The organism is Brachyspira suanatina, from assembly GCF_001049755.1.
Classification (GTDB): Bacteria; Spirochaetota; Brachyspiria; order Brachyspirales; family Brachyspiraceae; genus Brachyspira; species Brachyspira suanatina.
Genome location: NZ_CVLB01000002.1, coordinates 435,688 through 448,284, shown reverse-complemented (window position 1 = coordinate 448,284; position 12,597 = coordinate 435,688). Strand labels below are relative to the sequence as shown.

Genomic DNA, 12,597 nt, shown 5'->3' with positions numbered 1-12,597 from the left:
TTTATTTTTTTAAGCTCCACCAATCCCATTGAGGAGTATAGAACATATATTCTATAGCAAAATTAAATGTTGCAGTATTTGGTGCATTTCCTGTTCCATATACTGTTTTCTGATATGATACAGTCATATATAGAAAATCAGATATTGTTGCTTTGAATTTTACAAATATATCTAAATAGGATAAATCTGAGTCTTTAGTATATGGGAATATATAATTTACGCCGGTATATAAAGTTATGAAAGGAGAAGTTATAACCTCTATTCCTCCGGATATTTCACCTGTATTAAGTATATCTTTTAATAAATTATCTCTTGTGTCAAACGTGTAGCAGAAGAAAAAATTAAGAGGTATTACCTTTGGAATTCCTGCAAACATTATAGTTGTATATATATTAAAAGGATCTTTTATATCAGCATATATATGATTATTTTTCATAAAGCTGTAACTTAATCCTACTTTAACCCCTATAGATAAATACCAATCTAAAAGTGTAGCTTTCATAGTAGCATTTATAGAATCAAAATTAAAAGTATCAGTCATATTTGTGGCGCTTGTTATATCATTTCTCCAATCCTGCCTTTGATATGTGAAGCTTGTTGATACTCCCAATTCTAAATATTTTATAGGTCTTACTTTGAAATAAGGCATAAATGTAAAATATAAATCTCTTCTGCTTATATTAGGGTTATAAGGATCCAAGATATTTAATTTACCATTATTAAACCAGCCATTATATTCAGAAAATATTCCTCCCATACCTACAGAAAACATTTTATTTTTCTCTATAAGCGGAGTTACATCAAATTCAAAATCATTTCTTCTTGCAAAAGATATTTGAGAAAAACAGAATAATATAAAAAATATAAAGTATATAATTAATAATCTATTTTTCATAATATTAGTTAATAATCACTTCTTTAATAAATCAATATTTTTTTCTATATTGTATCTGTATCTTAGATCTGTAACTAATATTTGATATTTTTGCTGAGTTTTAGCTTCAACCACTAAACTGGCCAATGCCTTTTGGGCATCTGCATAAGGCAAAGAATCTATATTATACATTTTACCATATCTTTCATAAGCAAGATTAATTTCTTCTTCTGTAGGAGTAGGTATAGTAGATCTTATAGTTTTATCTATATAATGTGAAGTAACAGCACTTCTAGTTAAGAAATTTTCTATGGCTTTAGCTTGAGGAGTATCATAAAATCCTTCCTTTTTAGCTTCATACATCATAATTTCTCTTGCAACAAAAGCTTTAAACATTCCTTCTTTTGCCTGTAATCTCAAAGCTGCCGGTATATTAGCTCCTGCTTGTTTTATAGATTCTTCAAACATATCATTAAATTCTGACAAAGGTACGGTTTGATCTTCTATAGTAATGCAAGGATCTGTATCAGCTGAATATTTCAAATTATATTTACTTTTTCCCATTTCTATAATTTTGTCATATTCATTTCTCATACGCTCTTGAAGAATTGTTGTTTCTATTTCCATAGCAACCTGTTCATATCTTACATTAGGACCTACAGCAGCTCTTATTCTTGATATGTTATCATTGAAGAATTTTCTTTTTTCAGCATCTGTTACTACAGCAAAATTATCAGATACTTTACTTTGCATATAAATCTGAGATAATTGATTATCTCTTTCTTTTGCTATTAATTTTAATATCTCTTCATCTTTATCATATCCTTCTTCAACAGCTTTTAAGTATAGTACTTCTTGTTCTATGATCTGTGAGGCAAACTGCCATAATTGCAATTCATTAGTAAGCAGAGTATTAACAGCCTCTTCTGGAGCTCCTCTTAAAATGGTAAGATTAGATATTTCAGATAATGCTTCCTCAACAGTTATAAGTTTTTTGATATTTCCTTCGCTGTCTCTTATTCTAATTACCCAATTTGTATCCTGTGAATATAAAAAAGAAGAAAATAAAATTATACAAAAGATTGAAAAAAATATTTTTTTTATCATAACTAAACAATTCCTAAATTATAAATCAAAAATCATCATCATCATTTTCTGTGAAATCATCTTTTTTTCTATTTTTACCAGTGAATAAGGCAAATATAGACTTAAATATATTAATAATACTAAAATTATTAGATATATCTGTAGTTATAGAACTGAAATTATTAATACTATTAGATAAACTATTAAAAGAATCATGTATGCTGTCTAATGTTACTTTTACTTTATTAGCTTCATCATTAACTGTATCAGTGATGCTTCCTATTTTTTCACTAATAGATTCGATATTTGCAAGTATTCTATCGAACCTATTAGTAAATCTAAAATAACCTGCAAGTAAAACAAAAAATATAGCTAATACTAATATCAATATAGAAATAGCTATGAAAGCTAAAGATATAGCTATAACATTAATTTGAAATGTAATATCTTGCATGCTAATTATTATTCTTCAACAGTTTCTTCAGAAGATTTTTTCTTTCTTTTTTCAAAGAAATCATTAGTTCTTTCTTTTCCTTTTTCAACTAATTCTGAAGTTTTTAATACGCTTCTATGATAAATATCATCTACTTTATATTTGATATTGTCCATAGTTTCTTTGATATCTTCTCTTGTTTCTTCACCTGCTTTTGGAGCAAATAGTACACCTAATGCTAAACCAGCTGATAAGCCTAGTAAAAATGAAAACATACCTGATACTTCTTTAGACATAATAATATCCTCCTAGTTACATAACTTAGCTTTAATATTAAATTTAATTTACATTTTTGTCAACTAATCAAAAATGGTTTTATAGTATAAAAACTATAAATAAACTAATAAGTAATATTGTTTTTTTATATAAAAAGCATTAATATGTATGATAGTTTTTGCAGATAATGTAAGTGAGTTTATCTATTCTATAAGCAATAATAGGAGTTTTATATATGGAATTAAAAGTATTAAATAAACAAAACAATTCAAGAATGTGTTTAGTATGCGGTTTTAAAAATGATTTAAGTTTGAAAGCTGAATTTTATGAATTAGAAGATAAATCATTATGTGCTTTGGTAACTTTTAAAGATGTGCATCAAGGTTATCCATCAAGAGTTCATGGCGGTATACTTGCTGCTATATTAGATGAAACTATAGGAAGAGCTATGATGCCTTATACAGGAGAAGATAAATGGGGTGTTACTATGACACTTACAACAAAATATAAAAGACCTGTACCTATTAATGAAGAAATCAGAATAATAGGAAAAATCACTTCCGGAGACGGCAGAATATTTGAAGGCGAAGGTTATATACTTCTTAATGATGATAAAGTTGCAGTAACAGCTAAAGGTACATATATATGTATGGGACTTGAAAAAATAGCTGAGATGGATCCTAATAATGAGGAAGATTGGACAGTTGAGAAAAAAGATACCGATCCTACAATAATAAATATACCTTAATTTTATAAAGCATTATTAAATTTGACTTTGATTAATACTTTTTGTATAATAATCTTTAATTCTTAAGTATAAACAAATATAAAAAATTTTGACTGAAATGTAAATTATGAAAATAAATGAATTAGTATCTATATTGGTTCCTGTATATAATATAGAAAAAACAATAGAAAAAAATATTAATATACTTATAGAAAAAGTTTCTCCTTTTTTTATGAATTTTGAAATAATTATTTCTGATGATGGAAGCAGCGATAATTCAAAAGAAGAAATAAAAAAATTATGTGATAACTTTCAAAATAATAATACTAATAAAAATTTAAAAAATATAATAGGTATTTATGCAAGAGAAAATCAAGGCAAGGGACATGCTTTAAAAAGAGCATGCGAAATGTCAAGCGGTGAATATATAATATTTTGTGATGGAGATATGGAAATAGATCCTTCTCAATTAGAAAATTTCTTTGTTATTATGCAAAAAGAAAATGCTGATGTTGTTATAGGCTCTAAAAGGCATAAAGATTCTATAGTTAATTATTCTAATATAAGAAAATTAATATCTTTTATATATTTTATGTTTGTGAAGGTATTTTTTCATCTTCCAATACAGGATACTCAAACAGGATTAAAACTTTTTAAAAGAGATGCCATTATAAATATTTTTCCTAGAATATTAGTTAAGGCTTTTGCTTATGATTTAGAAGTATTAGTGGCTTGCAATTCTAATGATAAAAAAATAGTATCTGCTCCTGTTATAGTTAATCCTAATAGGCATTTTGGATTTATTAGATTTCCTATTCTTTGGAGAACATTCATTGATACATTAGCGATATTTTATAGGCTTAATATTGTTCATTTTTATAAAGATTTATTTTGCGAGTTAAAAGAAAAACCGCTTGTAAGTATTATAATACCTTTAAAAAAAATCAATGATTATATAAAAGAAGAAACAGAATATTTACTTGAACAGATATATACAAACTTTGAAGTGATAATACTTCCAGACAAATATACAGAAGATGAAATTGATATAGAATTATTTAAAGACAGCAGAATAAGAATAATAGAAACAGGAGAACTTCCTCCTGCAATAAAAAGAGCTATAGGAGTAAAAAAATCTAATGGTAATATATTAGCATTTTTAGATGATGATACATATCCTGAAAAAGATTGGCTTTTAAATGCATTGAGGGCTATGGAGAGCACAAAAATTTCTGCTTTAGGCGGTCCTGCTATAAATACACCTAAGGACAATTTTTCAAAACAGATAAGCGGACTCATTTACAGTTCAACACTTATGAGCGGAAAGCATAAGGCTAGATATATCCCAGACAAAGTTCAGTATGTTAACGACTATCCTAGCTGCAATTTTATTATTACAAGAGAGCTTTATGATAGGGTAGGAGGTTTTGACAGTGAGTATTGGCCTGGTGAAGATACTATTCTTTGCAATAACATCATGAAAGAAAATGAAAAAATATTATATACTCCTGAGGCATTAGTTTATCATCATAGAAGGGATTTATTCTTCGGACATTTCAAGCAGTTAAAAAGTTATGCTTGGCATAGGGGATATTTTGTTAAAAGATTTGGAGGCAACTCTTTAAGTTTATCATATTTCATTCCTTCAATATTCTTACTTTATACAATTTTTGTGCCTTTTGCTTTATATTTTAATTTACCCCAAGTTTTAAATAATTATATTCCAGCTATTAATAAAAATATATTTTTAGCTTTATTATTATTTCCTCATAGTTTTTATGTATTATGTTTGATTGGAAGCTGGGTTAGTACATTATCGCCTATAAAGGGTTTTTGTAAGGCTGTAGGTATATTTTTATCGCATCTTACTTATGGTGTATTTTTTATAAAAGGTTTTATAACAGGATTTATAAAAAAATAAAATTAGAATTCTATAAAAGATAATTCCATTTTTCTTATAATACTAGATATTGCTTTGATTTTTTCATCATTGTCTATATCTGATATTTGATAAGATTTAGGATCTGATTTTATCATTTCCAATAATTCAAAAGAGTAAACAAATAAATTTTCACTCATCATATCATCTAATACAATATCATCTTCTAACAATTCATTTATTTTTAAAGCATTATCTAATAATATTTGATAATCTATGTTTTCTATTAAGTTATTTAATTCTTCACAATTAGCCATATCTTTACATCCATTTATAAAAATTATACATAATTAATAGTATATTTAAATAAAATGTAAAGTCAATATTTTTTAATACAATAAAACAAAATATATTGTCATACTAACAAAAAATAAACAACTATTTATTAATAGATTTAGAAGAGGCAATATATTATAGATATTTTAGTATTTTGAATATAGTTATATTTTCAACTATGATTTTTTATCGCACGCAGAGTGAAGCTAAGAATATATATTTATTTATGATTCAAATTTTATTATATTTTAAATTTCGTTAATCGTGCGTTTAAATAAGTTAAAAATATATTTAACGCTTGGGTGGGTGCTGAAATTTCTAATTAAACTATAAAGATATTTAATATTAAAATTCAAAAGTTAGTTGTAAGGTATAAAGGGCGGGGTATGTAAATTAAGCTTTAAAATTTAATTACATTTGCCCGCCCTATAGGCTTATAGTTTATTTTTGATATTTTTGTATTATTTTTCTTTTTTGTTTTCACTGTTATTTTAGCTGTCCACCCAAGATTTTTTTAAATTTGCTGTATATTTACCGCACGAAAAATAAAATTATAAATATATATGATTATTAAATTAATAGAATTTTATTTATAATAAAGAGTATTAACCGTGCGTTGGGCTTATAATAAATAAAGCCGAGAGCCTTAAAAACTCTCAGCTTTTTATATGCGGTAATTATAGATTTTATCTTACACTCTTATCATAAGGAATACCTGATGCCTTAGGAGCCTGTGAATTTTTAGAAGTAAATGCAAGCACTATTATAGTTGTTATATAAGGAATCATTTTGTATATATTGTTTGATATAGGAAGACTTGCAAGTATAGGTATTCCTGAATAAGCAGAAGCTAATGTTTTCATAAGTCCAAAGAAGAAAGCCGCATAAAGTATTTTCATAGGCTTCCATTGTCCGAATATAAGTACTGCTAAAGCCAAAAATCCGTAACCTGCAACAGTAGCATTAAAGTTTGTAGAAGTAGGAATAACAAATACTAGTCCTCCTAAACCTCCTAATGCTCCTGATATAGCAACACCAATATAACGCATCTTATAAACATTAATACCAACAGAATCGGCAGCCTGAGGATGTTCTCCGCAGCTTCTTAGTCTAAGTCCGAATCTAGTTTTATAAAGTACAAACCAAGATAAAGCTAATATTATGAATCCGATATATGTTGTTATGTATGTGTTTTTAAATAATAATCCCCCTATTATTGGAATGCTTCCTAGTATAGGTACAGATTCTATTCTAAAATTATTAACGAAACTTATTTGCTGAACAACTTGAATAGCTCTTGTAACATATATAGCAAAAGCAGGGGCAAATATATTTAAAGCAGTACCGCTTATAACCTGATCTGCGCTCATACTAATAGCAGCATAAGCATGAAGAAGAGAAAATATAAGACCTGATAAAGCCGATATAATCATAGCTAAAAATAATGTGATCATAGGAGGGAAATTGGCTCCTAATCTGCTTATGAAAAATATACCGGCAAAAGCTCCTATTATCATTATGCCTTCAAGAGCAATATTAACTACTCCGCTTCTTTCAGAGAACATTCCGCCTAATGCTACAAGTAAAAGCGGAATAGAAAAAAACATTGTCTGCTGTACTAAAAAATAAATTGTTTCCATTAAAAAAATCTCCTTTTATATTTTCTATTCTTTACTCATTAGCATTCTTTTCTTCTTTTTTGATTAGCTTTTTAGATATGAATCCAACAATAGATTTGAAAAGCAAAGCAAAAGCACTGAAATATATTATAGATGATATAATCATTTCTATAATTTCAGGAGTAAAATCATATATCTGCATATAAAAACCGCCCACAGTAATATGAGCAATGAAAAGCCCAGCAATTAATATCCCTATAGGGTGAGAAAGTCCAAGCAATGCAATAGGTATTCCCATAAAGCCTTCTTCAGCAAGTATATCAACTACTTCTATATGCTTTCCAACACCAGAAAGATATAAAAGTCCGCCGCCAAGTCCCGCTAAAGCTCCTGCTATAACCATAGAAAGAACTATATTTCTTTTTTCGTTGATGCCGGCATATTTACTTGCATCTTTGTTCAGTCCGCATGCTTTAAGCTCGAAACCGAATGTAGTTTTAGAAAGAATTATATATACTATTATTACTACGATAACAGCAATGAAAAATCCTCCATTAGCACTTGAGCCTCTAAATATAACATTAAGTCCCATAGTAGGCATCATAGCAGAAGGAGGTATATTTTGCGACTGATTTTTAAGCATATCATAAACTGTAAGTGTAACAAGATAATTAACTAAATACATACCAATATAATTCATCATAATGCTTGAAATAACTTCATTAACATTGAAATGAGCCTTTAAAAAACCCGGTAAATAAGCCCAAAGTCCTCCAGCTATAAAAGAAACTATTAAGGCTACGAACCAATGTAGAGCAGGAGGAAGAAATGTGCATTTTACTGCCACTAATACAGCAGCATAAGCACCTACTATAAATTGTCCGGGAGCTCCTATATTAAAAAGTCCGTTTTTAAAAGCGAATCCAACCGAAAGCCCTGTTAGTATTAAAGGTGTGGCAGTGTATATAACCTGTCCCATTCCTCTAGAGCCTCCAGAGAATCCTCCTGAAAGTATTGTCATAAAAGCGGGAAAAGCATCATGAACATTACTTATAAGAAGTATTATAAGACCCAGAAGCAGCCCTATAATAATAGCGAGAAAAGAAGAAAATATATTAACAAATCCTTCTTTTTCCAAAATACCAGCCAATTTGTTTTTGAAATTCATTAAGTACTCCTTTTATAACAATACATTATTAATAATTTTATCTAGTATTTTTTATAAAAACTTGTTCGCTGTTGCTCACACATTTTTTATTTTTTATTTATCTATAAAAAAATTATTCGCTTCTAGGCTATTTTAAGTAAACTTAAAATAGGCTCATAATTTTTTTATTTCTTCTATCCTTTATAAAAAATTTATTCGTAATAAACCCTGCCATTCTATCGAATGTCAGGCACTCACAAATTTTTTATTTCTTCTATCCTTTATAAAAAATTTGTTCGTTAATAGGTCCTGCCATTCTATCGAATGTCAGGCACTCACAAATTTTTTATTATAGTTTTTCTACTTCTTCTATCCTTTATAAAAAAATTATTCTCTTTTAGGCTATTTTAAGTAAACTTAAAATAGGTTCATAATTTTTTTATTTCTTATATCCTTTATAAAAAATTTGTTCGTTAATAAGCCCTGCCATTCTATCGAATGTCAGGCACTCACAAATTTTTTATTTCTTCTATGCTCAAACCTGTATTCTCACTAATTATTTTTATATCTATTCCTGATTTTTTTAAATTTCTAGCTATAGATATTTGCTGTTCTTTTTTACCTCTTTCTATGCCTTCTTCAATTCCTAATCTTCTTTCTTCTTCAAGCATTATTTGATTTCCATATAAATATGCTTGTCTTTTATCATATTCATTCATCATAAGTCTGTCTTTTATGAAATTATTATATTTTCTTTGAACTTCTTCCATTATTGTTTTTTCTTTAACTAATTCGGACATAATTTTCTCCTTATTATCTTTCTCTTTCATAGTAAAAAACTTTAACCAGCAATTTAAATCAGGTTTTAATAAATTATACTGAAATTTTTTAAGTTCTATTATATGTATCTGTAAATGATCTGTCAAAAGTCTTTGATTAACTGTATCATAAATCATATAACAGGAATGTATATTATTACTTTCGTCTAAATTAAAATTAAGAAGATTAATATTTATTACTGGAGTTAGGGCATCATATTTTTCTCCATGTTTTAAAAGTTTACTGTAATTAGAAGCCCAATAGTATAATATTCTCTCTGGAAATCTTGAATTGCCTTGAAGCTGAATTTCTATTATAACAACCGAACCATTTTGGGTAATACATTTTACATCGGCAATTGTTTCTTTATCTTCGTAATTCTCTTTATAATTGAATGGAGTTAATATCTCTACTGATCTAAAAGTTTTCATGCCAGAATCAAGCATTATAGAGTTGATGAAATCCAATAATATAGACTCACTTCCTTTATCAGAAAAAAGATATCTCACAAAATAATCATTCAAAACATTAAAATCTTTATTACTTCTCATAATTCAATTATATAAAATATCATATCTTCATTAACTTTATGCACTTCTCTTAGATCCTGCCATGTAAAGACCTAATTCATTAATAGTTAAATCTTTATTATTAACATTAGCTACAATCTCGCCTTCATATATAACAAGTATTCTGTCGCTTAAATTCATAACCTCATCAAGCTCTAAAGAAACAAGTAAAACCGCCTTTCCATTATCACGCTGTCTTATTAATTCTTTATGTATATATTCTATAGCACCAACATCCAATCCTCTTGTAGGCTGAACTGCTATAAGTAAATCCGGATTTCTGTCTATTTCTCTTGCTATGATAGCCTTCTGCTGATTACCTCCTGACATACTTCTAGCTATAGTTTTAGCTCCTTCCGCACTTCTTATATCAAATCTTTTTATAAGTTCATTAGCATAATTTTCTATTTCTTTAAATTTTAAGAAGCCCTTATTTTGAAATCTTTCTGTGAAATAAGTTTGAAGTATTGTATTTTCTCCAAGAGTATAATCAAGTACAAGTCCATGTTTATGTCTGTCTTCCGGAATATGTCCTATTCCGCTTAAAGTTTTATTTCTTATTGATAGGTTAGTAATGTCTTTGCCATTTAAATGAATGCTTCCGCTTGACATCTCAATTAAACCTGTAAGTGCATATATAAGCTCGCTTTGTCCGTTTCCGTCAATACCAGCAATACATACTATCTCTCCTGCACGAACATCGAAAGAAACATTTTTTACAATATTTTTTTCACTATGAGGAGATTTAACATTGAGATCTTTTACTGATAATATTATATCTTTAGGTTTTGCCTCTGTCTTTTCTACTACTAAAGATACCTTTCTTCCGACCATCATTTCAGACATCTCTTCTTTTGTAGTGCTTTTTACATCAATAGTACCTATATATTTACCTTTACGAAGTACTGAACATCTGTCAGCAACTTCTTTAATTTCATTTAATTTATGGGTGATGAAAAGAATAGATTTTCCTTCTTTAGTTAAGGATTTCATAATTTTCATAAGCTCTTCTATTTCACTAGGAGTAAGTACGGCAGTAGGCTCATCAAAAATAAGTATATTATTATCTTTATAAAGCATTTTTAAAATTTCTACTCTCTGCTGCATACCTACAGTTAAATCGCTTATCAAAGAATCAGGATAAATTTCAAGACCATAAGTTTTGCTTAATTCCATTACTTTTTTTCTAGCATCATCAACCTGAAGTATTCCGTTTTTTACGGTTTCTACACCAAGCATAATATTTTCCAAAGCTGTAAAATTATGAACTAATTTGAAATGTTGATGTACCATACCAATGCCCAAAGCATTAGCAGTATTAGGATTATCAATATTTACTTCTTTACCATTAACTTTAATAATACCTTCTTCTTGTTTATAAAGTCCGAAAAGAACACTCATTAAAGTGGATTTTCCAGCTCCATTTTCACCAAGCAAAGCATGTATTTCCCCTCGTCTTAATTGTATAGTAATATTATCATTAGCTACTATACCTTTAAAACGTTTAGTTATATTAAGCATTTCAACTACATATTCAGAATTTTCCATTATATTTCCTATGATAATTTTTATTTAATAATTAAAAAACAATTATATATAAAATATAGTTAAATGATTTTAAATTGTCAAATATTTATAAAAAAAATAGAGATACCAAGTTATAATATCAGGTATCTCTTAAATATATTTTATTAATATTTTTATTGTATCAAATTAACTGTAACTATATCTAAAGGTAATTGATTAACATCTTTAGCATCTTTATCAGTAAGAACTTTTACTTCTCCATTATTAAGTTTTTGATATATCATATCATAATCATTTTGATTGAATTTTTGGAATTTAGAAGTAGCCATAGGAAGTCCTATACCATTAACTTTAGCATCAAGTATAACAGATTTTCCGCCAGGGAATTGATTTTTATAGAAATCATCTATAGCATTGTAAACAGATTCTCCAAGCATTTTCATAGCAGAAGTAATAACAGTAGGAGATTCAGCACTTTGATCAATATCAACACCTATAACTAATCCGTTATTTTGTTCAGCAGCACTCATAACAGAGTTTCCAGCACCGCCTGCAGGAGCAAATATTACCTGTACTCCGCTTTGATACCAAGAAGTAGCTAAAGTTTGATTTTCTGGAGTAGCATTAAAATTACCTATATAAGTATAGTTGATTTTTATATTTCCTACAGACATATTCATTTCTTTAGCGGCATAATTAGCACCTTGTACAAATCCATATCCGAATCTTATAACTGCAGGTACAGCCATACCAGCCATAACTCCTAAATTAGTATATCCTTCTTTTACTATAGCATATCCAGCTAAAAATCCTGCCTGTTCTTCAGCGTAAAGTACAGAATAAACGTTTTTTTCTATTCTGAAATCAGTATAAGTTCCGTCTTGAGGAGTACCATCCAAAAGTACAAAACTTACATTAGGATGAGTATCTTGAGCTCTATATACAGCAGGTTCAAATAAAAATCCTGGAGTTACTACCAATTTAGCACCTGCTGATACTGCTAAGTCTATAGCATCAACATAAGCATCTGTAGTTTTTTGAGCAGGCTGATAGTATTTATGAGATATACCTTTTTCCTGTGCATACTTTGTTAATCCTTCCCAAGAACCCTGATTGAATGATCTGTCATCTATGGTACCAACATCTGTTATTAATGCTAGTTCATATCCTCCAGACTTTTTTTCTCCTCCACCGCATGAAACTACTAGAATGAAGCTAATTAAGGTGATGATTAAAACAATAATTTTTTTCATAATCTGATGTCTCCTCTTTTTAATATATTTATTTGCTAAAAATTATTAAAGC

The 12,597-nt window shown here is 28.1% G+C and carries 12 protein-coding genes; 2 read left to right on the top strand and 10 right to left on the bottom strand.

What is annotated here, in order from left to right:
- Position 1: 1 nt before the first annotated feature.
- The 4 genes from BRSU_RS11560 to BRSU_RS11545 are packed head-to-tail and all read right to left on the bottom strand — an operon-like array spanning position 2 to position 2,689.
- Positions 2–895: a hypothetical protein gene (locus BRSU_RS11560; RefSeq protein ID WP_048595576.1), complete on the bottom strand. Its 894-nt coding sequence runs from the start codon at positions 893–895 to the stop codon at positions 2–4.
- Between the two features lie 15 nt (positions 896–910).
- Entirely contained in the window at positions 911–1,981 is a 1,071-nt protein-coding gene (locus tag BRSU_RS11555) for a hypothetical protein (RefSeq protein WP_048595574.1), read from the bottom strand.
- A 25-nt stretch (positions 1,982–2,006) separates the two neighbouring features.
- The gene (locus BRSU_RS11550; RefSeq protein ID WP_048595572.1) at positions 2,007–2,414 is read right to left on the bottom strand and encodes a DUF948 domain-containing protein; all 408 of its coding nucleotides are present in this window, start codon (positions 2,412–2,414) and stop codon (positions 2,007–2,009) included.
- An 8-nt stretch (positions 2,415–2,422) separates the two neighbouring features.
- Complete coding sequence (locus BRSU_RS11545; RefSeq protein WP_048595571.1) at positions 2,423–2,689, bottom strand: YtxH domain-containing protein; 267 nt, start codon at positions 2,687–2,689, stop codon at positions 2,423–2,425.
- Positions 2,690–2,904: 215 nt separating this feature from the next.
- Here BRSU_RS11545 and BRSU_RS11540 point away from each other — a divergent pair, with 215 nt between their 5' ends.
- Entirely contained in the window at positions 2,905–3,417 is a 513-nt protein-coding gene (locus tag BRSU_RS11540; protein ID WP_048595569.1) for a PaaI family thioesterase, read from the top strand.
- Positions 3,418–3,523: 106 nt separating this feature from the next.
- Entirely contained in the window at positions 3,524–5,317 is a 1,794-nt protein-coding gene (locus tag BRSU_RS11535; RefSeq protein WP_048595568.1) for a glycosyltransferase family 2 protein, read from the top strand.
- A 2-nt stretch (positions 5,318–5,319) separates the two neighbouring features.
- Here BRSU_RS11535 and BRSU_RS11530 read toward each other — a convergent pair whose 3' ends face one another.
- The 6 genes from BRSU_RS11530 to BRSU_RS11505 form a co-directional block, all read right to left on the bottom strand.
- Entirely contained in the window at positions 5,320–5,592 is a 273-nt protein-coding gene (locus BRSU_RS11530; RefSeq protein WP_048595566.1) for a hypothetical protein, read from the bottom strand.
- Positions 5,593–6,297: 705 nt separating this feature from the next.
- On the bottom strand, positions 6,298–7,251 hold the full coding sequence (locus BRSU_RS11525; RefSeq protein WP_048595564.1) for an ABC transporter permease: 954 nt from the start codon (positions 7,249–7,251) through the stop codon (positions 6,298–6,300).
- Positions 7,252–7,282: 31 nt separating this feature from the next.
- Complete coding sequence (locus BRSU_RS11520; RefSeq protein ID WP_048595561.1) at positions 7,283–8,398, bottom strand: ABC transporter permease; 1,116 nt, start codon at positions 8,396–8,398, stop codon at positions 7,283–7,285.
- A 488-nt stretch (positions 8,399–8,886) separates the two neighbouring features.
- Positions 8,887–9,747: an Rpn family recombination-promoting nuclease/putative transposase gene (locus BRSU_RS11515; protein ID WP_048595559.1), complete on the bottom strand. Its 861-nt coding sequence runs from the start codon at positions 9,745–9,747 to the stop codon at positions 8,887–8,889.
- A gap of 36 nt (positions 9,748–9,783) precedes the next feature.
- Complete coding sequence (locus tag BRSU_RS11510) at positions 9,784–11,313, bottom strand: ABC transporter ATP-binding protein (protein WP_048595557.1); 1,530 nt, start codon at positions 11,311–11,313, stop codon at positions 9,784–9,786.
- Positions 11,314–11,465: 152 nt separating this feature from the next.
- Complete coding sequence (locus tag BRSU_RS11505; RefSeq protein WP_048595555.1) at positions 11,466–12,545, bottom strand: BMP family lipoprotein; 1,080 nt, start codon at positions 12,543–12,545, stop codon at positions 11,466–11,468.
- Between the last annotated feature and the right edge of the window lie 52 nt (positions 12,546–12,597).